The sequence below is a fragment of the Hydrocarboniphaga sp. genome (assembly GCF_965279055.1).
Classification (GTDB): Bacteria; Pseudomonadota; Gammaproteobacteria; order Nevskiales; family Nevskiaceae; genus Hydrocarboniphaga.
This window is the reverse complement of record NZ_OZ257125.1, coordinates 3,749,254-3,772,989: the sequence shown is the minus strand read 5'-3', so window position 1 is coordinate 3,772,989 and position 23,736 is coordinate 3,749,254. Positions and strand designations below refer to the sequence as shown.

Here is a 23,736-nt window from a genome sequence, read left to right as displayed (position 1 = left end):
CGCCGCAGGCGCGTATCGAGGGACGCCTGCGAGCCCGATCCGGTCCCTCGATACGCGGGCAAGCCCGCTACTCGGGACGAACGGGAGTCACTTTCATTTCGGCGTGAACAGCGCCATGAACCGCGCGAAATCCAGCTTGCTGCCGCGCGTCATCTCGAAGTCGCTGGCGATCGCCAGTGCCGGGCTGCGCAGGCCGGCGAGCGTCTCCTTGAACACCTGGGTGCTCACGCGCACCTGCAGTTCGACATCGTCGGCGATACCCGGCACCAACTCGGAGACGCCGCGGCGCACGATGTAGGTGTAGCGCTCGCCGCTGTCGCTGAACTCGAAGCCGACCTTGAGCACGCTGTTCAGCGCGTCCTCGGCGTGCAGGTTCACCGCCATGCCGTCGAAGAACACGGACAAGGGCATGCCGGCCAGCATCGCCGCCGTCGGCCGGCCTTCGCGCGACGGCACTATCACGTCGCCGGAGAGTTCGCGCGCGGCGGTGAAATACCAGTCGCGGGCGGGCGGATTGGTCTCGGCGCCGCCGAGCGCGCGCAGCGCCGCGATGCGCGCGTCTTTCGCCGGCTGACTTTTCGCATCGACACGCAGCGCATAGCCGCTGAGCTGCAGCGCCCATTGCCAGTCCTGGTGCTGCATCGCCGTGTCGATCTGCTTCTGCAAGGCCGCGCCGCCACCGGCGAGTTCGACCATGCGCCGCGCCTGATCATCCGGCGGCAGCGGCTGCAGATCGGCCGGATCACCGCTGTACCAGCCGAGGTTGCCGTCGAACACCGCCTTCGCGCTCCAGCTGGCCTTGCCGTAGAACGGCTGCAGATAGGGCGACGCGGACAGATGCGCCGGCAGCTGCAGCTGCGCGGCGATTTCATCCGGTAGCAGGCCGCGATTCATCAGCCGCAGGGTCTGGTCGTTGACGTAGCGGATCGCGTCGCGATAGTCGGTCAGCGCCTTGTCGATCGCATCGGCGCCCGTCAGCGGCCGTGTATGGCTGGGCACCAGATAAGTGGCGTGCAGCGCGCGCATCCGGTCCAGCGAGTCCGCCCATAGCCGCGGATCGCGATAGCCGGTGCCGCGTATCGTGTACAGGTTGGGGAAGGCCTTGTAGAAATTGTCGCCGCACAGCAGCACGCCGCGCTGCGGCAGCCAGACGAACAGCTGGTCGCGGGTTTCGCCGGGCGCGTGCACCAGCTGCATCGCGATGCCGGCGATGGTGATGTCGAGGCGGTCGGCGAAAGTCTGCGTCGGCCGCAAGGTATCCAGGCTGGAGCCGGCGTCCAGCGCCAGAAAGCCGCCGATGCCGATATTGACGCGCTCGCCCTGCGGCAGCTGGCTGCCGTACATGCGCAGCGAGCGCCGCGTGATCACCGGCTGCAATTGCGAGGCGATCTTGTCCATGTTCGCCGCGACTTCAGCCTGCGCAATCACCGGGATGCCCGGCCCGCCGAACACCGCCGCGCCGCCGATGTGGTCGGGATGCGAATGCGTATAGATGATCGCCTTGACCGGCTTGTCGCTGATCTTGCGGAATTCGTCGCGCACCTGTTCGGCCGCTTCACGCGTCTCCATCGTGTCGACGATGACGACGCCGTCGTCGCCTTCCAGCAGGATCGAATTGGCGATGCCGTAACCGATCGCGACCCAGACGCCGTCGGTGACTTTCACTACTTGCTGTTTGAATTCGTCGCTGTGGGCTTCGAGCGCGGCGGGCGTCGGTGCGGCGACCGGCGCTTGCGCCGGTGTGTCACGGTGGCAGCCGCTGACGAGCGACAGCAGCGATAGCGCGATCAGAATTCTCAAACGCATATCAGGAACTCCGTACGGCGGATTCCCTTCTCCCTCCGGGAGAAGGTGCCCCGAAGGGGCGGATGAGGGACTCGAAGTTCGCGCGAAGCTTCGAGGCCCTCACCCCGGCCCCTCTCCCGGAGGGAGAGGGGATAAAAAGCTAAGCCCGCGCCACTGGCACACGCCAATGCGTACCGCTGAAAAAACGCCGCAGCATTTCGAGGCGGCCGTAGCGACGTGGCTTGCATAGCGGCGGCTCGACGTCGTCATATAAACCGGAAGCGATGCGGCCATCGGCGAGCAGCGGTTCGAGCGCATTCGCCGCGATCAATCGATCATCGACCGCGGCACGCTGAGCGTCGGGCAGCGCCGCGTAATGCTGCTGCAGACGCTCGCGACACCACACACGATATTGCACGACCGGCAGCTTGCGATAGCCCGTGCCCTGAATGGTGATATCGAAATGCCGGCGGCCGTCGCGCCAGGCGCGCGCGTTCGCCAGCAGATAGGGCAGGTAGGCTGCGCCGATGTCGCCGATGATCGCGTCCCAGCCTGGCGGCAGCTCGCCGGCCGCGCACCAGTGGCCGAGCTGCGCGTCGTCATGCCGCGCATTCCACAGCCTGGCGACCCAGGCGAATACGGCTGGCGCGCGCTGTTGCATGATCAGGCTCGGCGTCGGGTCGAGGCTGAAATGGCGGAACATCGACGCGAAGAAGCCGTAGTCGGCCAGGCAGGGCTTGTCGCCCAACAGAAAATCCTGGTGCTCGAAAATTTTCTGCAGCCGATCCAGCGTATCCAGATAAATGCTCTCGACATGCGCACGCGTCTGCGCGGTGACGCCGTCGCCGTCGACGTAGATCAGCCTCTGCCGGCGACGCACCAGCGCCGCGGTTATGAAGTTCGGCGCCGGCTGGCTCGACAGGAAGGTCTCGGCGAAGCGCCGCGACAGCGCCTGCTGGTCGGTGGTGTAGCTCCAGCGGTAATGCAGCGCCGGCCGCCACAGCCATTCGTCGGCGTAGTCTTCCAGCAGCCGGCAGAAAAAAGCCTGAACCGGGTCGTCCGGAATCACCTTGCCGTCCGGATGACGTGCTTCCAGCCAATCGATCATCGGTGTCGAATCAGCGAGCCATTCGCCCAGCGGCGTGCGCAGCACCGGCACTTTCATCAAGCCGGTGTTCGGCAGGATTTCCCGCAGCAACTCACCGCTCCACTGCGGCTCTACGCAACGATGCGGTATGCGCTTGTAGTTCAGATAGGCCTGCATCTTGCCGCTGAAATACGATATCCAGAACAGGTACAGCGTGTACTCGGGGCTGGCCTGGCTCGTACTCATGCCCGATCGACGACCAGCCGGTTGTTGTCGCGCTTCAGCCGATGGCGGATGTCGATGCGCAGCGCCTGTTCGCCGCCGGCTTCGGCCAGCATCGCGTCGACGGCCGCGCGATCGGCATGCTTCAGCGATTCCAGATGATCCAGCGGCCGCTGCAGCATCCATTGCGCATACGGGAAGATCATGCGTTCTTCCTCGACCGCGCCGAGCCTGAAGCGGTGCCTGCCGATCACGCGCGGTATGCGCCGCTCGGGGTTCTTCTCGATCCAGCTGTCGAGACGCTGCACGGTGTCGCGCAGCACCGGAAAATACTCGGTGAACAGACGCCGCAGCACCGGCAGCAGGGTGTCGGGCACTTCGTCGTTGGGCAGGAAATCGCCGACTTGCGGATCGACACGATTCATCCGCTCGACCCAGGCATGCACCTGCGGCGCGCGCCGTTTCATCAGCGCCAGTGGATAGAAGTCGCGGCCCAGATGCGCGTACATCGGGCCCATCATGCCGAAGTCGCCGATGCTGGCGCGCTCGCCGAGCAGGAACGGGTGACGACTGAAATGCGCATTGAGTTCGTCGAGCAGGGCTTCGTAGCTGGCTTCGATTTCCGGAATCGTCGCCGGCGTCACGCCCAGCATCGGCAGCGCGCCGTCGAAAGGCCGGCAGAACTGGCGGCCGGCGATGCGCCGGATCAGCCGCGGCGCGTGCGGCGACAGCAGCAGGCCGAAGTGTTCGAGCACGTCGCGGATGTGCGCCTTCTCGTGCCAGAAACTCCAGCGGTAATGCATGCCCGGCAGCAGCATCCATTCGTCGCCGTAGAGCTCCATCAGCAGCGCCACCAGGCGCTGCTTCGGCGTCGCCGGATAGATCGGCGTCTGCGGATGGCGCGCTTCGAGAAAGTCGATGATCGCGGTGCTGTCCTGCACTACCACGTCGTCGGCGGTGTGGATCACCGGGATGAACTTGACGCCGGTGCGCGGGATGATCAGCCGCTGGTATTCGCGCAAGGTCGAGACTTTTTCGACATAGGCGATGCGCTTGTAGCGCAGATAGCTGCGCACCTTGCCGCTGTAGTAGGAATGCGGCAGCGCGTACAGCGTCAGTTCGGGCCTGCTCATCGCTCAGCCTCGCGTGAATCGTTCGAGCAGCGCCGGCGCCCAGCGCTTCAGGCCCAGCGCGATGCGTGCCTCGCGGCCGACGCCGACCGTCGAAAGATTGTTGCGGATCGCGCTCAAGGTCCGCTGCGCTACGGTTTCCGGCAGCAGCGTGGTCTTCGCGAAATCGCGGTCGACGCGCGCGCGTCCGCGCGGCGTGTCCAGCGTGCCGACCAGCTTCACTTTCGACTGTATCGGTGTTTTGACGAAGCCCGGGCAGATCGTGCTGACGCCGATGCGGTGACGATAAAGATCGGCGCGCAGCGACTCGCTCAGACCCATCACCGCGAACTTGCTGGCGCTGTACGTGGCCATGCCGGGCGCGCCGACGAAGCCGGACACCGAGGCCATGTTGACGATGTGGCCGCCACTGCTGCGCGCGATCATCTTCGGCACGAAGGCGCGGATGCCGTGGACCACGCCCATCACGTTGATCTCGTGCAGCCGCCGCCAGTCCTCGGCCTCGACCTCCCAGCACAGGCCGCCCATGACGACGCCGGCGTTGTTGATCAGGATGTCGATCGCCGCGTGCCGCGCGTGTACCGCCTCGGCCAGCGCCTGCATCTGCGCCTCGTCGGCAACGTCGGCGATCTGCGCCTCGGCCTGCACGCCGAGCGCAATGCAGCGCTGCTGCACCTGCGCCAGGCGCCCGGCATCGCGTGCGCACAGGATCAGGTTCGTGCCCGCTTGCGCCAGCGCGATCGCGATCGCCTCGCCGATGCCGCTGCTGGCGCCGGTGACCAGGGCCAGCTTGCCGCGCAGGTCTTTCACTCAGCGCACCCGGAAGAAGGAATGATTCAGGCCGCGGCTCGCCGGCACCCACCACAGCAGGCCGTACAGCAAAGTCAGGACCAGGAAGCGGATCGGTGAGGGCTTCAGCGCGCGCAGCTTGAACCAGGCCATCGGCATTTCCAGCACGTGCAGGCCGAGCAGGATCAGTGACAGGCTCACGCTCCAGTGATGCGTGTCGCCGCGCAGCGCGATCACGGCGGCGATGACGTAGAACAGGCTCAGGCCGAAAATCAGTGTGGCCCAGAACATGGGTTTATCCAGCGGTTTGTTGAACATTGAACAAGTTTCCTGATCGTGAAGTGAAATGGGTGATTCGAGTCTTTAGTTTGCCTCTCCCTCCGGGAGAGGTCGGCGCGTAGCGCCGGGTGAGGGTATTGCAGTTCTGGCGCTGCTCTGCGAGTCCCTCACCCGGCGCTGGCGCGCCACCCTCTCCCGGAGGGAGAGGGCAAATCAGCTGTCACTGCTTCGCCGAGGCGTCGTACCAGATCGGCGAAGCCCAGGCGCGCTCCTCGATCGTATTGAAAGTGCGGCTGCCACGGAAACTACCCGGCGTGCCGGCAATCGAGCAGCAGCCTTCGAAGCCCTGCAGGCCGCTGGCTTGCGGGAAGATGCCGTTGGCCGGGTCGAGCTTGCTGCAGTCGACGCCCTTGGCGGCGCACAGATGCTCGCTCCAGCGGCAGCTCGGGACTTCGAATGCGCGTGCGTAGTAGAACGCGTCGCGCGCCGACTGGAAGTCGGGATCGCTCCACACTGCGCACAGCTGCTCGGGATGACGGCCGGCCTGCACGCTGCAGTCTTTCGACGGCGGCTCGACCGTGTCGGAAGTTTTCGCGATTGCGTCGAACACGCGCACTTTCGGCTGGCCTGCCGCGTCGAGCCAGCCCTTGACCAGATCCAGCCGCTGCAGCGGCGCGCCGGGCTCGTTGCCGCCGGCATCCTGCATCGCCCACACCGCGATCTGCGGTGCGCCGGCGCCATCGGGTTTCGGCGGCAGATCGCCGCCCATGCGCGCGCCGACCAGGCCCTGCGCGATCAGGTCGTCGCCGTTGGCCAGGCGCTCGCAGATGTTCGCCGGCAGCCGGTTCCAGCTGGCGAAGCTGCGGATGCGCATGCGCGGGCCGGACGTGGCGAAAGTCTCGCCGCGATGCACCGCGTTCCAGATGTCCTCGCGCGTGTTCTGCTCGGCCCAGACGCCGGCGACACCGCCGGGATTGAAGGCGCGGCCGCGATCGAGAAACTGGCGATTGGTGCAGCTCGCCGGATCGGCCGGATCCTCGGAAGCGCGATCGCAGCTCCAGTAGCCGAGTTGCGATCGCGGCAGGTTGTCGAGCACGCCGCCGTGGCCTGGCCAGCCGTTTTCCTTGACGTTGCCGGGCACGCCGTTGTGGGTGTCGCTGGAGCCGATGAAGGCCTGGCGATACGGATTGATGCCGCCGAGTTCCTGCTTGACGCGCAGGCCTTCGGCGAGCGCGTTGCGCGCCATGTCCAGCGGCGTGGTGCAGTTGGTCGTCGGGCCCGAGGCGCCATTGGGCCCGGCGGTTTCGCAGAGGCTGACTGCGAACGTCGGCTGCTGGTGGAAGCCGCAGAAAGCCGGATCGGTTTCGGCGTTGCCGGTGCAGAACTTCTTGCACGAGGCCGGATCGTCGGGCAGGCCGCTGCAGACGCTCTTGTTGAGTTCGAAAGTGCAGGAGCCTTCCTCGCCCTGCAGATACGAGCCTTCGAGGCCGACCGCGCATTCCGAATTGCCCTTGTGCTGATGAATCTCCAGCGCGCGATCCATGGTCGCGCGCAGCTGCGCGTCGTCCCGGGTCAGCGGATCGCCGTTGCGGCCGAGCGGAATGCCGGTGACCGGATCCGGTGGCAGGAACATGCGGCCGTCGGACAGGTTCAGGCTGTGCGGAATCGTCAGCACCTGGCAGCCGTCGGCGACGACGCAGGTCTGCTTGAGATTGTCGAACAGCCGCCATTCGTCATTGGTGTTGTTCTCGATCAGCACGTCGGTGATCTGCTCGGAGCCGAACACGTCGGCCGGCAGCTTGTCGCCGAGGAACAGCACGTTACGGTGCAGCATCTGTCCGGTTTTCTGCGAGCTGTATTCGTAGCCGTGCAAGGTGGTGAAGCTGCAGGGCTGGTATTCCTCGTCGGTGATCGCGATCTGGTTGCGCCAGGCAAAGCGCGTCAGCGGCAGCCCGGTCAGGCCGGCGAGAATCAGCTGGGTCGCGAACGGCGTATCGCCATTGACCAGCGCGTTGATGTTGTTGCGCGTGTTCTGGCCGATGATATTGCAGGCCGGGTTGGTGCCGGCCGGCACATTGCCCTGGGCCTGGCAGATCGTGCGGAAGTCGCCGAGATATTCGGCATGGTCGGTGACCGCGGTGAAGTCCAGCGGCCGGTCGAGCTGGACCATGCGGCCGGCAGTGTCGGGATCGCTTTCGCCGGTCGGCAGGCCGGCCATTTCGCCTTTCGCAAAGCGATAGGCTTCGCGCGGTCCGTTGAGCGAGTTGAAGAAGTAGGCGTCGAAGGAATCGCTGGTATGCACGTGCAGATCGCCGAAGTAGGCGTTCTTGTGGCCGGCGACCTTGCCGCTGCAGCCGCCGTCCGGCGTTGTCGGCACGCCGGGCGCGACCGGAATGCTGCCGTCGCCCTGGCTGCAGGCGCTGAGCAGCAGCGCGGCTGCGAGCAGCAGAGCGACGCTTGCGCGCTTGTCTCCTTCCCCCGCGCAGCGGGGGAAGGCCGGGATGGGGGCGGACGATGGAACGGCGCTGTGACATCTCGCCCCCACCCCAACCCTCCCCCGCAGGCGGGGGAGGGACACGCTTATTTGTTTGCCGACGCTCATGACCTCATCCCCCAAAAATCATCCAGCCGCGTTGCAGTACCCAGGCCGCGGCGACGCTGCCGATCGCGGTCACCGGCAAAGCGACGAGTGTCCTGCGCAGATGCTGCGGCGTCGGCAGTGCGCGCAGAATCGTGATCGCCAGCAGCGCGGCCGCGACGAAAATCAGTTGCCCGGCTTCGACGCCGAGGTTGAACAGCAGCAGCGCCCAGCCGCGCGCTGCGGCCGGCAGGCCGGTTTCCAGCAACGCGCCGGCGAAGCCGAAGCCGTGCAGCAGGCCGAACACGAAGGCCATCAGCCAGGGTTCGCGGAAAGCCAGCGTCGCCGGCCTGGTTTCAGGTGTACGCGCGGCACGCGCCAGCTCGACGGCGAGCAGCAGGATCGACAGCGCGATCAGCGTCTCGACCGACGCCGTCGGCAGCGACACGCCGCCGATGACGGCCAGTGCCAGCGTCAGGCTGTGTGCCAGCGTGAACGCGCTGATCGTCGCCAGCAGCGTCTGCAGCTGGGCGCGCCGCGTGCCGCCACGCGCGGCGACCAGCAGCATCAGGCACAGCACGAACAGCAGGTGATCGAGGCCGCTCAACACGTGCTCGATGCCGATCGGCACATAGGCCGCGAGCGAGCGCAGCGGCCGTGTTTCGTCCTGCGTCTGCAACAGCAGATCGGCGTGATCGCGATTGACCGCGTAGCTCGCCTGACGGCCGTCGGCGTATTGCACCGACACCAGGCCATCGGGCACCAGGCCGCCGAAGCCCTGCAGCTGCAGGCGCTGGCCGGCGAGGCCGCCGGCGCAATGCAGGCTCCAGCTCTGCAGCAGGCTGTCGTCGCGGGTCTCGTTGCGCGCTTGGCCGATCGCATCGCAGGCGGCGCCAAAATGCACCTGCACCGCGGCGACGTCGCCGCTGCGGAACACCGGCACCTTCAGCCGCAGATCGATGCGGCCATCGGCCTGCTCGGCGATGCCGAGAAAGATCGGCCGTATTTCGTGGGCCTGCGCGCTGCCGCCGGCGGCGAACAGCAGCAACAACATCAGCAGCAGCCGGCGTTTGATCACCGCGCCGCCTGCGTCGCTTCGACGATGACGTAACGCGCGCGCAGCGCATCCAGCGCGCTGCGATTGGCCGCGGCGCGGCGCGCCTGGCGGCAGTCGATCGCGACGATGCGACGCACCTCGTCCAGCGTCGCCGCGCGAAACGGCTCGCGCGCGCTGACGCGCACGCGATGCAGGCCGAGGCCACTCCGGATCGGCGCCGACCATTCGCCGATAGGCAGCGCCGCGACCGCGCTCGCGAACGCTTCGCCGAAGCTGCGGCGCAGATCGGTCTCGCTTTGCGCGTTCCAGCTGGCGCCGCCGGGCAGGCGATCGCCGAGCGTGGCAAAGTCGTCCGGATGTGCGGTCAATGCGGCGTCGACGAGCTGCAGTTTCTGCGTGACGTCCATGCCCTGCGGCTGCGAGCGGCTGATGAACACCTGGTCGAAGCTGATGCGGCCGGGATGGCCGTACTGCTGCGGGTGCTGATCCAGCCAGGCCTGCAGCTCGGCTTCGCCGGGCTCCGCTACCGGCGTGGTGTCTTCGAGCAGGAAACGCAGCTTCTGCTGCAGCTCGCGGCGCACGATGGGATCGGATTTTTCCAGCCCCAGCGCCAAGGCCTCGCGCACCAGCACCTCGTCGTCGATCCAGCGCTGCGACAGCTCGCGTGCTTCGGCGGCATCCGGCGCGCGGCCATGCACTTCGCGGAAGCTGCGCTCCAGATCGGCGCTCTGCGTCGCCGGGATTTCGATGCGCTGCAGCCCGGCCTGTGTGCGATGGTTTGCCGGCGAGAACCGCGATTGGGCTAGCAACAGCAGCGCGCCGATGGCGAGGAATTGCAGCAGGGGATCGCGGAATATTTTCATGCGAGATATTTCAGCCAGACCCCGTTCGCCCCGAGTAGCCGCTTGCGGCGTATCGAGGGGCCGGATCGGTTCTGGCCCCTCGATACGCTCACTGCGTGAGCTACTCGGGGCGAACGGGGTGTGGTGGCGTGGTCCACTGATTAGAGCCGGTACAGGAACGTCGGCCCGGGATGTTCCCGGCCGTCGTCGAAGCCGATTTCGTCTTCGATCAGCTGATTGGTCTTCGCATTCAGCGCCAGGATCAGCTCGCGCCGCGCTTCCGGCTCGACCGCCAGGTTGACGATCTCGTCCGGGTCGCTGTGCGTGTCGTACAACTCCAGCTCGTTGTGCGCGAGCAAAGTCGCCCAGTCTTTCGGTATGTGATGGCGGTCCGGGCGGAAGTAGCGCGCGAACTTGTAGCGGCCGTCGTGCACGCCGCGGAACAGGCCCGGATGATCCAGCCGCGGGTGCAGCCGACCTTCGGCCAGGTTGGCCTTGAACAGCGAGGTCCAGGTTGCGTCCTCGCCGCTCTTGATGATCTTGCTCGCCGCTTCCGGATCGACGTAGAGCATGGTGTTGTAGGCGTAGAGCACGCCCGCCTTGTCGCGCTTAGTGCGTGCGGACGCATCGGCCAGTGCCGGCGTCAGGTCGACGCCCTTGAGCGCCGGATACTGTGCGGCGCGCTGCACGTCGCCAAGGCCGGCGAAGGACAGCAATGTCGGCAGCAGGTCGATCGGTCCGCTCAGTGCCTGGGTCGTGATGCCGCCGCGGTACTCGGGGTGGCGCACGATCAGCGGCACGCGCACGTTTTCCTTGTACATCGTCGGGCCTTTCTGGCGCAGGCCGTGGGCGCCGAGCATGTCGCCGTGGTCGGCGGTGTAGACGATCACGGTGTTGTCGTCGAGGCCTAGCTGTTCGAGCGTGCGCAACACGGTCAGCGCGTGCGCATCGACGTCGCGTATGCAGTTGTAGTAGTAGCTCTGGTAACGGCGCCAGCGCGCTTCGTCGTGACGATCGATCTTGCCGTAGAGCTCGGCGCAGAAATCGACGTACGAGCGCTGCGCCCAGGGTTTGGTCGACAGGTCGTCCGCGTGCCAGCTCTTCGGCAGCGGCAGGTCCCAGTCCTGCGTGTACGGACCTTCTTTCGGCGGCGGCGCCAGCGGCGCGAGGAAGTCGCGATCCAGCCGCGTCAGCGACTGCATGCGATCGACATCGTCGTAGAACACGATGTCATGCGGATTGACGAAGTTCACCGCCAGCAGCCAGGGCTGGTCCAGCGCGCGGCCTTTCTCGTGCAGCCACTGGCTGGCCGCGGACGCGACTTCGCCGTCGAACTTGAAGCCGCTCCAGGTCGCACCGTCGGCGATGCCGACATCGCTGTAGTCGGAGAAACCAAACGGTTCCAGCGCGTCGCGCGCGCTGCGGAACGGCCCGTAGCGCACGCTCGGCGAGGTCGGCACGTCGGACAGATGCCACTTGCCCTTGTACGCGGTGTAGTAACCCTGGTCGCGCAGCATGTGGCCCAGCGTCGGCACCTCGGCGAGCTTCGGAAACGGCGGCGCGCCGATGTTCGAGGTCATGCCGTTGAGCGCGGTGTGCTGGCCGGTATAGATCGTCGAGCGCGACGGCGAACACGGCGTGGTGTGTACGTTGTGATTGGCAAACGAGGTGCCGCGTTCGCGCAGCCAGTCGTGGGCGCTCAGGCCCAGGCCGGCCGGCAGATCGTCCCAGCCGCGTTCCTGGTCGGACAGGATCAACAGCATGTTCGGCCGGCGCCTGGCGGCGCTGGCGCTCGCGACCGGTCGCTGCGGCTGCGGCGCCTGCGCGACGCTGTCGACGAAGGCCGCGCCGGCCAGCGCCGCGCCGCCGAGTGCGAGCCGCTTGTTGAAAGCGCGGCGGCTCAGCTTGTTGTTGTCATCCGTGTCGGACATCGTCAAGCCCCTTCTTTGTAGCCCGGGTGCAACCCGGGATCTCGTCAACCCCGGGTTGCACCCGGGCTACTTCGCTGGCAGATCGATGCGCATGCCGTCTTCGCCGAGCGCGAGCTGGCCGCCGAAGGCGGCGGCGGTGCCCTGCATGAACAGGTGGCGCGCCACCACGTTCGGCAGCGGCGGGAAGATGTGCGTCAGCACCAGCTGCTTGACGCCGGCCTGCTGCGCGATCTGCGCGGCCTGCACCGGCGTGGTGTGATAGTTGTTGACGTCCAGCGCCAGCTGCGCGATGCGGTCCATGCCGAGCAGCCTGGCGCGCGCCGAGGCGCGCTGCGTCAGGCCCACATCCAGTGCCTCGTGCAGCAGCAGGTCGGCGCCGGCGGCGTTGATGCGCACCGACTCGGACGGCAAGGTGTCGCCGCTGATCACGACCACGCGACCGCGATATTCGATGCGGTAGCCGTAGGCGATATCGACCGGCGCGTGATTCACCAGAAATGCGCTGACTTTCAGTCCGTTGTTATCGAACACCGGCATCGCGGCGGTGCCGGTCGGCGGCGTGATCACGTGCGCGACCGCGGCGGCTGCCGCCGTCGGCATCGCCTGCTCGCCATGATGCACATTGCGATAGCCGACGTCGTGGCGATAGACCTCGGCAAATCCCTGCACGACTTCGTCTATGCCGGGCGGCCCGTAGACCTGCAGCGGCTGATCGCGGCCGGCGATCCAGCTTTGCTCGGTGGCTTCGCCGAGATCGCCGATATGGTCGGAATGCAGGTGCGTGACCAGCACCGTCGCCAGCTTGCTGGTCGGCAGGTTCAGGCTGTCGACATTGCGCCACGACGCCGGGCCCGCATCGATCAGCAGCAGCTGGCCGCCGGCGACGATCGCGGTGCAGGCGCCGGCGCGCAGCGGGTCGGGCAGTGCGGCCGCGGTGCCGCACAGGATCACGTGCAGCGCGCCGTCGTCGAGCAGCTGGCTGTCGATCCGCTGCAGGGTCGCGTCGGCGCCGTCTGCGATCAGGCGTTCGAGGATAGGCCCGCGCGCCAGGTAGAGAGCGCCGGCGATCACGGCTACGGCCAGCGACATCGCGATGAATTTTTTCAAGCGGCGACTCCGTTGCTGCTGCGCCGCAGCCCGGCTTCAGTCAGTGCGATTTCCAGATCGGCGATGCGGTCCTGGCCCCAGTACAGCTGGCCGTCGAACGCGAATGTCGGCACGCCCCAGTGGCCGAGTTCGGCCAGGCGCGCGGTGTTGGCTTCGACGCGCTCGCGATAGTCCTCGCGCTGCATCGCGCGCTGGCAGTCGGTCCAGTCCAGGCCCAGGCTTTCGCTCAGCGCCTGCAGCGCATGATCACGGCGCACGTCCAGCGCCTCGCTCCAGATCGCGGTTGCGGCGCGGGTGACGAAGGCCGCGAGCTTGCCGACCTGCTGCGCGTGCTCGGCGATGCACAGGCAGCGCCAGACGCCGTCGCCGATCGGGTCGTACATGGGCCCGAATGGCAGGCCCAGACCGTCGGCCTCGCGCGTCGCGTCGCGCAGGATGTAGAGCTGCTTGGCGGTCGGCAGCGGCTGGCCGCGCATCGCCATCGGCCGCACGCCGCGCCACACCAGGTCCACCGCGTAGCGTTGCGGCAGCGCGAATGCGCGCGGCGCGGCCAGATACGAATAGGGGCTGCGAAACGAGAAGAAGAATTCGACCTGCGGCATCCTGTCCGCTGTTGGCGTCCTGCCCGGGGTCTGAAGGTTCATGCGGTCGTCACCTGTGCCTGCGGCGTCGCGCCGTAGTGGTCGAGCCGCTGCGCGATCAGCGGCAGCCGCTCGTGTGCGAAGAACCATTCACCGGCGATGCGCGCCGCCGGCGATTCCCAATGCCCACGCTCGCGCAGCTGGCGCGTGTTGCGCATCAGTTGTGCGGCGACCTCCGGCGCGGTCACCGGCGGCAGTCGCTGCAGACACTGGCGATGTACGTCGATGAACGAGGACGGCAGTACCGCGCCGTCGCTGTGCTGCCACAGCTGCGCCAGCGCGGCGGCGGCGAAGGCGGCCCTGCCGGCCGAGCCGCGCGCCTGCTCGAACCATTCGGCGAGAAAAGCGCAGTCCTCGCGGCGTAGCGGCCGGGTCCGCGACAAGGGCCGGCCGAGGCGATGGCCGAGCCGCGTGGCGTCGTCCAGCGCGTGCAGCGCGCGCGCCTCGGCGGCCGGGTCGCCTTCGATGCCGCGGTCGAGCAATGCGTACAGCTGCAGATCGACCGCGCGGCCGGCGCACAGCTGCATGAGGCCGGGCAGCGCGATCGCCGCATAGGGGTCGTCGAAAGCGAAGTACAGCTCGACCCTGATGCGACCGCCGCAGGCCGAGTACAGCCGTGCCGCAAGCTGACGCGGCGAGCTCAGCTTCGACGCGGCGATGACCGTGCTCGGTATCAGTTTGCGGCGCAGCTGGTCGCGAAGCATTACGAGCACGGCTTGGGTCCGGAGCGAAGTTGCGCCGGACCTTAAGGCGCGCCGCCGATCAGCGTCTTGTCCTTCGCGGACCATCGATTGTCTCGCGGGGACAAGACCGACGCGGCGGCCGGCGCTAACGTGGCGCCGGTTCAACGATGAACCTTCGGGGCTGTGCGCATGATCCGTCTCGCTGCTTTGCTGATGCTGTGTCTGTGTGCCCGCGCGGTGGGGGCCGCGCCGAGTGCCGCGGACGTGGCCCGGCTGGGCAAGGATCTGACACCGTCGGGCGCCACGCGAGCGGGCAATGCCGACGGCAGTATCCCGGTGTGGAGCGGCGCGGCCGCGTTCACCGAGGCGCAGCGCAGCATGACGCGCGCGCAGCTCGAGGACATTCGCAAGAACCGCCCGGCCGAGCTGGAGAACTTTGCCGGCGTCGGCGCCGACAAGCCGCTGTACACGGTCGACAAGAGCAATATGGCGAAGTACGCCGACAAGCTCAGCGCCGGCCAGAAGGCGATGCTGGAGATGTACCCGGACTACAAGCTCAACGTGTATCGCAGCGTGCGCGGCTCGTTCTTCCCGGCGCAGATCGACGCGGCCACCGCGGCCAACGCCACGCGCGCCACGCTGAGCGGCACCGATGGTCTGAAGGGCGCACAGATCGGCTTTCCGTTCCCGATCCCCGGCAACGGCGCCGAGGTGATCTGGAACCACAAGCTGAAGTTTCGCGGCACCGCGCTACGCCGCTTCAACAACCAGGCCATCGTCAAGCCCGACGGCAGCTACACGCTGAGCAAGCTGACCGAGGACGTGAAGTTCAAATATGCGAACTTCAGGCAGCCACCGGCCGCCGACAACAAGCTGCTGTTCTATTTCCTGGCGACGATCCTGTCGCCGGCGCGCGTCGCCGGCCAGCTGACGCTGGTACACGAGTCCATGGGCACCGAGGGCGGCGGCCGCAGCGCCTGGATCTACAACCCCGGCATCGGCCGCACCAATCGCGCGCCGGACGTGGGCTACGACAACCCTTCGGTGGGCTCCGACGGCGAGCAGTTCAACGACCAGGTCGACGTGTTCAACGGCGCGCTGGATCGCTACGACTGGAAGCTGCTGGGACGCCGCGAAATGCTGATCGCCTACAACAGCTACCGCCTCAACAGCCCGCGCCACAAATACGATGAACTGATACGCCCGCATCACCTCAACAGCGAGCTGACGCGCTACGAGCTGCACCGCGTCTGGGTGGTCGAGGCGACGCTGCGTGCCGGCACGCGGCACTCGCTGGCGCGGCGCACGTTCTACCTGGACGAGGACAGCTGGTCGATCGCCGCGGTCGACGGCTACGACGCCCAGGGCAAGCTGTGGAAAGTGCAGGAGGCGCATCTGATGACCTACCCGTTCCTGCCGACGACGACCGGCAGCCCGGAGGTGATCTACGACCTGCGCTCCGGCCGCTACTTCGTCACCGCGATGAGCAACGAGGACGCGATCAGCGACTTCGAGATCGCGTTCGAGGACGACGCGTTCGCGCCGGCGAGCCTGCAGCGGCGCGCGCGCAAGCGCTGAGCTTTTTCCCCTCTCCCACCGGGAGAGGGTGCCCCGAAGGGGCGGGTGAGGGCCTGGCAGTTTGCGCCGCGCTCCAACGCCCTCACCCGGCGCTGTGCGCCGACCTCTCCCGGAGGGAGAGGCAAACAGGGCGTCACGCCGCCTGAGGCCTTGCCTTGTACTCGCCCGGCGTCTCGCCGGTCCACCTGCGGAACGCACGCGTGAAGCTGCTCTGGTCGGAGAAGCCGAGCTTGAACGTGACCGTGCACACCGAGGTGCGGCCGTCGTTCAGGTACTTCAGTGCGAGGTCGCGGCGGATGTCGTCGAGACGGATTACAAGGGCCAGGCTAGGCCTGGCTCTTTTCCTTCACACAAGCCTTCACTGCCCCTTTCACCCTATGGGATGATGTTATGCCTGAATCATCGACTCGCTGATTCTGGCTCGCATCCATCCCAGCATCACTAAGTTACGGATCGCGTTGGCAACAGTCGCCTGCTTCTCGGCCGTATTCCAAGTCTTTTTCCATCCGATGATGTAGTCGAAGATTTGCTGCTCCTCTAAATCTGCTTGCGCAACACCATGTTTCAGCTGACGACTAGCGTACAGCACGGTCATCACTTCTTCAGCCTGCTCGGTGCTTTTGATTCGACTAAAGAGGTCGACTATCTTGTCGATTTTCTTTTGGTGTCGCTGTACGACCTCAAGAAATTTTCCACGATCTTTCTCGTAAGGCTGCCCAACACGCAACGCAAGCATACGACCTAGTTGCTCCTCATGGAGCCAATTCCGGTTGGAGAGCTCATGCAAAGCTGACTTCACGTCATCCGAGAAGGGGCCGTAGCTACCCTTTCCGAAGGAGAACCCAGTTGGCACCCCCATTTCAGTAACGACATAGCAAATTTTCTGAAAAATCGTTCGTCCGACGGGATTTGCATAAGGCTGAACCTGTAGTTCGCGTAGCACTTCCAGCAACACCACCCAATCTGGATTGAGTTTCTCCGCTTTGCGCCCCTTACCTTCTAGACTCATCTGCGATGGTGCAGCGAGAAACTCTTCAGTCAACTGCGACTTGGGAGTCGTATACGGCGCATAGACCTCTACCTGCAAAGGCAAACGATGCAGTTTTCGATGAATTAGTGGGCCAACTTCGCTCCAGTCAAGTCCCCCATTTCCACACCCCAACGGTGGCATCGCAATGCTCGTGATGCCCCATTCAGCAAAATTCACTGCTAAGTGATCAAGCCCCGCTTCGATATCCGACAACTTCGATGGAGACCGCCAGTGATCTTTGGTGGGAAAATTGATGATCGCGAGGCCTGTAGTATCCCGGTAAAGATATGGCCTGCCGAGCTTCACGATCTTCTGATCGCACCGTCTTTTATAGTCATCGAACATCGCCGGATAGCGAAGCTTGAATTGCTCCGCGACACCTTTGCCCATAACGCCTACGCAATTAACTGTGTTGACCAGAGCCTGCGCCCGGCTTTCGAATAGGTCACCAATAAGTGCCTTAATCATTGTCAGGTTCCACCCACTGGCTGAAAAAATAGCGCACCGTCAACCTTGACTGGCAACGTAAAACCCGCGTTCACGAGTCGAGCTTTCACCGCCGAGTCCATGACGTAGGCACCGGTCACGTATTGAATCGGGACTTGCTGTGGGACCAATACCTCAGCACATTTTCGAGATTTCTTCCGGAAATAAGTCGCCCGATCCGCATCGCGCCAGTCGGCAGCATAGATTGCGTCGAAATCGAGAGAGCCCGACTGCGAGGGGTGCAGGAATCTGGCGTAGTCACTTGCAGCGTTCTGATCCGAAATCACAACACCCATTATTCCAAAAACTTGGGAAGAGATCCTTAAAACGCAAAGTCCGGCGGCCTCGTTCAAGCGTTTGAATAGCATAGGGTTCCGAGCATGAAAATACAGATTTGCGTACTGATGAAGCTTTAAGCCTCCAGGCACCTGCTTTGCGTCGCGCCTATCCTGCACTGGCTGCATCGCTACAGATACATGTCGCAACTTGGCTGCACGTTCGTAGGACAAGATTCCATTTGCCAATATCGAACTGATATTCGCCAGCGGCATAATGCAGTGCAGTTCAGTTACTCGCGCATCCATAATCTAGCTGCATCCTCTACGACAACTGCTGCGTGGTGGGCAGCCAGCCGCGACTTAACCCTTGAAGTCCACATGGACTTGGCCGTCTGTGTTCTTCCCGGTATTGGCGCGTGCCACGCCCCTCGTGGCGGTACACCCCCATCTACTGGCGGCATGCGCTCCATGCCGCTCAGAGAGGCTGGGGCCCTATTGTCCACGATTAGGAGGTTTGAATCGTCGGCAGTTTTGAATCTGCGGCTGATTGAGCCTTCGGTGCATCGGCTAAGGTCAGTTCAGAAGGTCGCTGCCATCCGGCGAGCATGGTCGAGAGCATCCTCTCGCGAAGCCCATCACTGCCGGAACGTGGTCTCGTTCATGGTTAAAGTGGCCCAGGCTTGCATTTCGAGACTGCGCGAAGAATGCGGGCCTGGCCCCTCACCCTTTCCGACGGGGTGCCCCGAAGGGGCGGGTGAGGGCCTTATCAGTACACGCCGCGCTCCAACGCCCTCACCCGGCGCTGCGCGCCGACCTCTCCCGGAGGGAGAGGCAAGCAGGGCGTCACGCGGCTTGAGGCCTTGCCTTGTACTCGCCCGGCGTCTCGCCGGTCCATCGGCGGAACGCGCGGGTGAAGCTGCTCTGGTCGGAGAAGCCGAGCTTGAAGGTGACCGTGCACACCGAGGTGCGGCCGTCGTTCAGGTACTTCAGTGCCAGGTCGCGGCGGATGTCGTCGAGCACCTGCTGGTAGCTGGTGTGCTCGTCGCGCAGGCGGCGTTGCAGGGTTTTCTCGGACAGGTTCAGCGCGCTCGCGACCTCGGCGCGCGCCGGCTCGCCGGCCGGCAGGCGCGAGATCAGCTCGGCGCGCACTTTCTCGGCCAGCCGCGCGCCGTCGAAACGCGCCAGGTAATCCATCACCACCAGGTCGGTCTGCCGCGCCAGCTGCGGGTTGGCCATCGGCAGGCTGCGGTTGATCCACTCTTGCGGGATCAGCAGCGCGTTGTCGGCGGCCTCGAAATGCACCGGGCAGGCGAAGTGGCGGGCGAACTCCTCGCGCATCGGCGGCGTCGCGCTGCGGCGCAGGCTCAGCTCGATCGGCCGCGGCAGTGACGGGTCCTGGCCCAGCAGCAGCAGGCCCATCTTCAGCGCCGAGGCCATCAGCAGGTCGATCGCCTCGGGCACCACCGGCGAATCCGCCAGCCAGCGCGCCACCAGGCGCACGCCGCCGGGCGCCGGCTCGGTGCGCACGTCGGCGACGTTGCTGACGATGCGCGAGAAGCGCGCCATGCGTTCCAGCGCGTCCTCCAGGTTCTGGCTGGCGAGCAGCGCCAGGCCGAGGCTGTGGAACGTCGCCGGCTGCACGAAGGCCGAGACTTTCAGGCCCAGACAGGGGTCGCCGGTGGCGTCGACGGCGAGCCGCCACAGGCGCGTCATGCCGCCGACCGGCGCGCGGCCGTTGGGGTCGGCGAGCATGGCTGGGTCCATGCCGGCGGCCGTGACCAGCGCGTGGCCGTCGCAGCCGCGCGCGTCCAGCGTGCGCACCAGCGCGATCGCCCAGGTATTGATGGTGGTTGCTTCGGAACTCATGCTGAGGCCTCTCGCACCTGCTGCTTCAATGCGCCGGTCCCTGCGCCGTGTATCGGCGGGCTCGGCCCGCTGTGTCGGGTGCCGGCGCGCTTGTCGTGTGTCCTCTTGCGACAAGAGTATGTCCCCGCAGGCCGAGATTGCACAGCGGCGAGCGGGTACAAGGTCAGACCAAATAGAACGGGCGGCGACGATCGTCCAGTGGGGGGAAGCGGATGGCTGATCGAAGGGAGCCTGCCAGGCCGGGGCGCAGGGCGGTCTGGCTGCTGGCACTGGGGCTGGGCGGCGGCTGCGCGCCGGCGGCCGCGGACGATATCCAGCTGGTGTATGGCGACTCCACCTTCGGACTCAGCGGCCTGCTGACGACCGGCGTCGCGGTGCGCCTGGAGGCGCCGGATACGCGCTTTCTCGGCAAGACCGACGTGCCCGGCCAGCAGAACCTGTGCGCGGCCGACGACTGCATGTCGCTGCGCGGCGACCCGGCGCCGAACCAGCGCCTGGTCGACGCCAAGGGCGCGTTCGCCGGTGTCAACACCGACAACGCCGAGATGAACTACCAGCAGTACGACATCGTCGCCGCGACCACCAAGCTGACGCCGACGCTGACTTTCGACCATGGTCCGTTCAGCGCCAAGTTCCGCGGCATCGCCTACTACGATCCGCGCAACGACAATTTCCGCGAGACGCGCAACAACACGCTCTACCAGGACGCGCATCCGGATCGCCCCGACGATCTGAGCTCGCGCTTCGCGCTCGGTTTCAAGTGGCGCGAGGCCTTCGTCGCCGCCAGCAACGAGCGCGGCACCGTCACCGTCGGCAACCAGCTGCTGCCCTGGGGCGAATCCTCGCTGACTCAATTCAATACCCTCTCGGCGATCAACCCGCTGGACGCGAACGTGGTGCGCATGCCCGGCGCGCAGATCAATGAGTTCATGAAGGCGGTGCCGGCGATCACCGTCAGCGGTGATCTCGGCGCCGGCTTTTCGGCCGAGCTGTTCTACCAGCTGCAGTGGGTGCGGCTGGATCCGGACACCGCCGGCAGTTTCTACTCGACCAACAACGTGCTCGGCGGCGGCGAATTCGTCATCGTCGGCCTTGGCCAGTACGCGCAGGACCCGGACCGGCAATACCAGCCGCCGTTTCCGAATTCACTGATCAGCAGCGCCACGCGCACCGCGTATCTGCTCGGCGAAAAGTACGGCGATGCGCGTGACGGCGGCCAGTTCGGCGTGCAGCTGAAGTACTACGCCGAGGACTTCAACAACGGCACCGAGTTCGGCCTGCAATACCTGCGCTATCACAGCCGCGTGCCCTACATCAGCGCGATCGCCGCCGATGCGAGCTGCACGCGCGACGGCACGCCGGGCTCGTTCGCCAGCGCGCTGATCGCCTGCGGCGGCTTCAACGGCCCCGGCGGCGCGGTCGGCGGCCGTGAGCCGCTGCCGGTGGACACGCTGACGCCCTTCGTCGACTACCCGGAAGGCATCCAGCTGTTCGGTCCGAGTTTCAACACCACCGTGGGCTCGTGGTCGCTGGCCGGCGAATATGCCTACCGGCCGAACATGCCGCTGCAGATCGCGGTCAGCGACCTGATTTTCGCGGCCGAATCGCCGGCGTTCCCGCTGCAGGACATTCCGGTGCCCAGCGGCCTGCTCGGCAACGCGGCGCCGTTCACGATCCCGGGCGCACGGACGTCGGTGCCGGATTTCATCAGCGGCTATCGCGGCATCACGATAGGCCCGAACGACATGATCCGCGGCTACGAGCGCTTCCATGTCGGCCAGTTCGCGCTGACCGGCATCCGCCAGTTCAGCGCCACCGACAACCACGTCGGCGCCGATGCGCTGACTTTCGTCGTCGAAGTCAGCGGCACCAACATCTTCGACCTGCCGGCGATCGACCGCCTGCAGCTCGAAGGCTCGGGCGACCGCACCCATCACAGCCCCGGCGCCGATGGGACCGGGGATCCGAACGGCGAGGCCAACAGCCTGCGCATCAATCCGACGCAGCAGACGCGCGGCTACGCCACCTCGTTTTCCTGGGGTTATCGGATGCTCGCCCGCTTCACTTACAACAACGTCTTCGCCGGCGTGAACCTGCAGCCGGCGCTGCTGCTGTTTCACGACGTGCATGGTATTTCGCCTGCGAACGCGCCGAACTACGTCGAGGGCCGCAAGACCGTCTACGCGGTGCTCGACACGCAGATCACGCAGAATTTCCGCGTCAACCTGCAATACCAGCTGTTCAGCGGCGGCGGCAAGTACAACACCCTGCTGGACCGCGACAACATCGCGCTGAGCCTGGCCTATTCGTTCTGAGCGTTTCCCCGGTTCACCTGCGGTCTGGCTGGCGTTCAGCTGGCCCGGGCTAGATTCGCCGCCAGTCGCATGACGAATCGCGCGGGCGGCCCTCTCACCGAGGCCCCCGCCCAGACCAATCCAAGGGGATCAAAATGAGAGCACTCGTAATCGAGGATGATGCCAACCTGCGTGCGCTGGTGTCGCAGTGCTTCGCCGATGACGGTTTCGCCGTCGACGTCGCCAGCGACGGTGAAAACGGCCTGTACATGGCCGAGGAATTCCCGGTCGACATCGCCATCATCGACCTCGGCCTGCCGGACATCAGCGGCGTCGAGATCATCCGCCGCGCGCGCAAGGCCGGCCGCAAGTTCCCGATCCTGATCCTGACCGCCCGCGACGGCTGGCAGTCCAAGGTCGAAGGCCTGGAAGCCGGCGCCGACGATTACCTGGTCAAGCCGTTCCAGCGCGACGAGCTGCTGGCGCGCGCTCGCGCGCTGCTGCGCCGCTCCGGCGGCTGGGCGCATCCGCGCCTGGAGTGCGGCCCGATCGTCGTCGACACCTCGGCCAAGACCGTGCAGGTCAGGGACCAGAACGTCGATGTCACCGCCTACGAGTACAAGGTGCTCGAGTACCTGATCCTCAACGCCGGCAAGGTGGTGTCCAAGTCGACGCTGGCCGAGCATCTGTATTCCGAAGACGACGAGCGCGACAGCAATGTCATCGAAGTCTTCATCCGCCGCCTGCGCAGCAAGCTCGATCCGGATGCGACCCTGAATCCGATCACGACGCTGCGCGGCAGCGGCTACCGCTGGGACCTGGCGCGCGGCCCTTCGCCCAAGGCCGAGCCGATCGCGGCCTGATCCACCCGCTCTGCGTTACCCACGCCGCGGCCCCAGGGCCGCGGCGTTTTCGTTTCTGCGACGCACTCGGTTCCCCTCTCCCCTCGTGGGAGAGGGTGGCGCGGAGCGCCGGGAGAGGGGTTGCGCGCTCGCAGTGCTGAACCCCTCTCTCCCCCGCTATGCGGGGACTCTCTCCCGCAAGGGGAGAGAGGAAAACGCGGGCGTCGCAGCCATTGCCTGAATCAACACAGCTGTTGACCATGCATTCCGCGGCGAATTAGATTGGCGGCTCACCGATAACAGGAGCGCGCCGCAGCCGGCAGCGCCCGACCCCAGGAGTAAAAGTGTCCGACGAAGCACCGCACCTGCTGACCGAAGAAGACGGCGGCATCCTGATCGCCACGCTGAACCGGCCGGAAAAGCTCAACGCGATCACGCCGCAGATGATGGCGCTGTTCGAAACCGCGCTGCACCATTTCCGCGATACCCCCGAACTCAAGGTGATGCTGATTCGCGCCAGCGGCCGCTACTTCTGCTCCGGCGCCGACCTGCGCAGCGGTGGCTCGGTGGCGCCGCAGCGCAGCGGCTCGGGCATACGCGAGAATCATCGGCTGCGGCTCAACGGCATGCACCGCATCTACGACGAAATGGAGCACATCGAAAAGCCGATCGTCGTCGCGCACCACGCGATGTGCGTCGGCGGCGGCCTGGAGATGTCGCTGTCCTGCGATTTCCGGCTCGCGGCCAGGAGCGCCAGCTATGCGTTCCCGGAAGGCAAGTTCGGCGTGCTGCCGGCGTCCAATGGTGTCAGCCGCCTCGCGCGCATCATCGGCACGCACTGGACGCGCTACCTGATCATGGCCAACCTGCCGGCGAGCGCCGCCAAGGCCGAGATCATGGGCCTGGTCCACGAGGTCTATCCTGACGAGACCTTCGCCGAGGACGCGATGAATTTCTGCCGCCATCTGGCCAAGCAGAACGGCGAGCAGATGGGCACCGCCAAGATCGCGATCGAACTGGCCCACGACGTCGGCCTGGCGCAGGCGCGCAACGTCGAGCGCATGGCCAACAGCGTGCTGATGTTGAACCCGGATTATCTGGCCGGCATGGAGCGCTACGTGCAGGGCATCGGCGGCAAGGGCAAGGCTTGAGCGGACAGCAGCGGATCTAACAAACTCCGTTCGTCCCGAGTAGCCGCAACGCGGCGTATCGAGGGAGCCGACCGAGGTCG

General features: G+C 65.9%; 20 protein-coding genes. 4 read left to right on the top strand and 16 right to left on the bottom strand.

Features of this window, described 5'->3' with window-relative positions:
• Window positions 1-93 precede the first annotated feature (93 nt).
• From ACQZF9_RS16995 to ACQZF9_RS16940, 12 genes are all read right to left on the bottom strand, one after another.
• The gene (locus ACQZF9_RS16995) at window positions 94-1,806 is read right to left on the bottom strand and encodes an alkyl sulfatase dimerization domain-containing protein (protein ID WP_428310146.1); all 1,713 of its coding nucleotides are present in this window, start codon (window positions 1,804-1,806) and stop codon (window positions 94-96) included.
• Window positions 1,807-1,945: 139 nt separating this feature from the next.
• Window positions 1,946-3,118: a glutathione S-transferase family protein gene (locus ACQZF9_RS16990; RefSeq protein ID WP_428310145.1), complete on the bottom strand. Its 1,173-nt coding sequence runs from the start codon at window positions 3,116-3,118 to the stop codon at window positions 1,946-1,948.
• The gene (locus tag ACQZF9_RS16985; RefSeq protein WP_428310144.1) at window positions 3,115-4,227 is read right to left on the bottom strand and encodes a glutathione S-transferase family protein; all 1,113 of its coding nucleotides are present in this window, start codon (window positions 4,225-4,227) and stop codon (window positions 3,115-3,117) included. The genes ACQZF9_RS16990 and ACQZF9_RS16985 overlap by 4 nt, the downstream gene beginning before the upstream one ends.
• A 3-nt stretch (window positions 4,228-4,230) precedes the next feature.
• Window positions 4,231-5,034: an SDR family NAD(P)-dependent oxidoreductase gene (locus ACQZF9_RS16980; RefSeq protein ID WP_428310143.1), complete on the bottom strand. Its 804-nt coding sequence runs from the start codon at window positions 5,032-5,034 to the stop codon at window positions 4,231-4,233.
• Entirely contained in the window at window positions 5,035-5,331 is a 297-nt protein-coding gene (locus tag ACQZF9_RS16975) for a hypothetical protein (protein ID WP_428310142.1), read from the bottom strand.
• A gap of 181 nt (window positions 5,332-5,512) precedes the next feature.
• Window positions 5,513-7,669, bottom strand: a complete 2,157-nt coding sequence (locus ACQZF9_RS16970; protein WP_428310141.1) for a DUF3604 domain-containing protein — start codon at window positions 7,667-7,669, stop codon at window positions 5,513-5,515.
• Between the two features lie 229 nt (window positions 7,670-7,898).
• Window positions 7,899-8,948, bottom strand: coding sequence for a HupE/UreJ family protein (locus ACQZF9_RS16965; RefSeq protein WP_428310140.1), 1,050 nt, complete (start codon window positions 8,946-8,948; stop codon window positions 7,899-7,901).
• Window positions 8,945-9,790: a peptidyl-prolyl cis-trans isomerase gene (locus ACQZF9_RS16960; protein ID WP_428310139.1), complete on the bottom strand. Its 846-nt coding sequence runs from the start codon at window positions 9,788-9,790 to the stop codon at window positions 8,945-8,947. Before ACQZF9_RS16960 ends, ACQZF9_RS16965 begins: the two co-directional genes overlap by 4 nt.
• A 140-nt stretch (window positions 9,791-9,930) precedes the next feature.
• Window positions 9,931-11,700 (bottom strand): sulfatase-like hydrolase/transferase, encoded by a 1,770-nt coding sequence (locus ACQZF9_RS16955; protein ID WP_428310138.1) that lies wholly within the window; start codon window positions 11,698-11,700, stop codon window positions 9,931-9,933.
• Between the two features lie 66 nt (window positions 11,701-11,766).
• A complete protein-coding gene (locus tag ACQZF9_RS16950) occupies window positions 11,767-12,807 on the bottom strand; it encodes an MBL fold metallo-hydrolase (RefSeq protein ID WP_428310137.1) in 1,041 nt (346 codons plus the stop codon).
• Window positions 12,804-13,451, bottom strand: coding sequence for a 2-hydroxychromene-2-carboxylate isomerase (locus ACQZF9_RS16945; RefSeq protein WP_428310136.1), 648 nt, complete (start codon window positions 13,449-13,451; stop codon window positions 12,804-12,806). The genes ACQZF9_RS16950 and ACQZF9_RS16945 overlap by 4 nt, the downstream gene beginning before the upstream one ends.
• Complete coding sequence (locus ACQZF9_RS16940) at window positions 13,448-14,161, bottom strand: hypothetical protein (RefSeq protein WP_428310135.1); 714 nt, start codon at window positions 14,159-14,161, stop codon at window positions 13,448-13,450. The genes ACQZF9_RS16945 and ACQZF9_RS16940 overlap by 4 nt, the downstream gene beginning before the upstream one ends.
• 159 nt (window positions 14,162-14,320) lie before the next feature.
• Between ACQZF9_RS16940 and ACQZF9_RS16935 the strand changes: the two genes are divergently transcribed.
• Entirely contained in the window at window positions 14,321-15,709 is a 1,389-nt protein-coding gene (locus ACQZF9_RS16935) for a DUF1329 domain-containing protein (protein WP_428310134.1), read from the top strand.
• Between the two features lie 133 nt (window positions 15,710-15,842).
• On the opposite strand, the gene ACQZF9_RS16930 is transcribed toward ACQZF9_RS16935, so the two are convergent.
• The 4 genes from ACQZF9_RS16930 to ACQZF9_RS16915 form a co-directional block, all read right to left on the bottom strand.
• Window positions 15,843-15,959, bottom strand: coding sequence for a helix-turn-helix domain-containing protein (locus tag ACQZF9_RS16930; protein WP_428310133.1), 117 nt, complete (start codon window positions 15,957-15,959; stop codon window positions 15,843-15,845).
• 138 nt (window positions 15,960-16,097) lie between these two features.
• Window positions 16,098-17,207 carry a type II toxin-antitoxin system antitoxin DNA ADP-ribosyl glycohydrolase DarG gene (darG, locus tag ACQZF9_RS16925; RefSeq protein WP_428310132.1) on the bottom strand — a complete coding sequence of 370 codons (1,110 nt, stop codon included), beginning with the start codon at window positions 17,205-17,207 and terminating at the stop codon, window positions 16,098-16,100.
• A gap of 2 nt (window positions 17,208-17,209) precedes the next feature.
• Window positions 17,210-17,809, bottom strand: coding sequence for a DUF4433 domain-containing protein (locus ACQZF9_RS16920; RefSeq protein WP_428310131.1), 600 nt, complete (start codon window positions 17,807-17,809; stop codon window positions 17,210-17,212).
• Window positions 17,810-18,346: 537 nt separating this feature from the next.
• Window positions 18,347-19,369 carry an AraC family transcriptional regulator gene (locus ACQZF9_RS16915; protein WP_428310130.1) on the bottom strand — a complete coding sequence of 341 codons (1,023 nt, stop codon included), beginning with the start codon at window positions 19,367-19,369 and terminating at the stop codon, window positions 18,347-18,349.
• A 212-nt stretch (window positions 19,370-19,581) separates the two neighbouring features.
• Between ACQZF9_RS16915 and ACQZF9_RS16910 the strand changes: the two genes are divergently transcribed.
• From ACQZF9_RS16910 to ACQZF9_RS16900, 3 genes are all read left to right on the top strand, one after another.
• Window positions 19,582-21,684, top strand: coding sequence for a DUF1302 domain-containing protein (locus tag ACQZF9_RS16910; RefSeq protein WP_428310129.1), 2,103 nt, complete (start codon window positions 19,582-19,584; stop codon window positions 21,682-21,684).
• A gap of 134 nt (window positions 21,685-21,818) precedes the next feature.
• On the top strand, window positions 21,819-22,526 hold the full coding sequence (locus ACQZF9_RS16905) for a response regulator (protein WP_428310128.1): 708 nt from the start codon (window positions 21,819-21,821) through the stop codon (window positions 22,524-22,526).
• A gap of 323 nt (window positions 22,527-22,849) precedes the next feature.
• Window positions 22,850-23,656: an enoyl-CoA hydratase/isomerase family protein gene (locus tag ACQZF9_RS16900; RefSeq protein WP_428310127.1), complete on the top strand. Its 807-nt coding sequence runs from the start codon at window positions 22,850-22,852 to the stop codon at window positions 23,654-23,656.
• Window positions 23,657-23,736: the final 80 nt, after the last annotated feature.

Coding starts and splice junctions, on each gene's coding strand:
- ACQZF9_RS16995 (WP_428310146.1), bottom strand. CDS start 1,806: ATGCGTTTGAGAATTCTGATCGCGCTATCGCTGCTGTCGCTCGTCAGC.
- ACQZF9_RS16990 (WP_428310145.1), bottom strand. CDS start 3,118: ATGAGTACGAGCCAGGCCAGCCCCGAGTACACGCTGTACCTGTTCTGG.
- ACQZF9_RS16985 (WP_428310144.1), bottom strand. CDS start 4,227: ATGAGCAGGCCCGAACTGACGCTGTACGCGCTGCCGCATTCCTACTAC.
- ACQZF9_RS16975 (WP_428310142.1), bottom strand. CDS start 5,331: ATGTTCAACAAACCGCTGGATAAACCCATGTTCTGGGCCACACTGATT.
- ACQZF9_RS16960 (WP_428310139.1), bottom strand. CDS start 9,790: ATGAAAATATTCCGCGATCCCCTGCTGCAATTCCTCGCCATCGGCGCG.
- ACQZF9_RS16955 (WP_428310138.1), bottom strand. CDS start 11,700: ATGTCCGACACGGATGACAACAACAAGCTGAGCCGCCGCGCTTTCAAC.
- ACQZF9_RS16945 (WP_428310136.1), bottom strand. CDS start 13,451: ATGAACCTTCAGACCCCGGGCAGGACGCCAACAGCGGACAGGATGCCG.
- ACQZF9_RS16935 (WP_428310134.1), top strand. CDS start 14,321: ATGATCCGTCTCGCTGCTTTGCTGATGCTGTGTCTGTGTGCCCGCGCG.
- darG (WP_428310132.1), bottom strand. CDS start 17,207: ATGATTAAGGCACTTATTGGTGACCTATTCGAAAGCCGGGCGCAGGCT.
- ACQZF9_RS16920 (WP_428310131.1), bottom strand. CDS start 17,809: ATGGATGCGCGAGTAACTGAACTGCACTGCATTATGCCGCTGGCGAAT.
- ACQZF9_RS16915 (WP_428310130.1), bottom strand. CDS start 19,369: ATGAGTTCCGAAGCAACCACCATCAATACCTGGGCGATCGCGCTGGTG.
- ACQZF9_RS16910 (WP_428310129.1), top strand. CDS start 19,582: ATGGCTGATCGAAGGGAGCCTGCCAGGCCGGGGCGCAGGGCGGTCTGG.
- ACQZF9_RS16905 (WP_428310128.1), top strand. CDS start 21,819: ATGAGAGCACTCGTAATCGAGGATGATGCCAACCTGCGTGCGCTGGTG.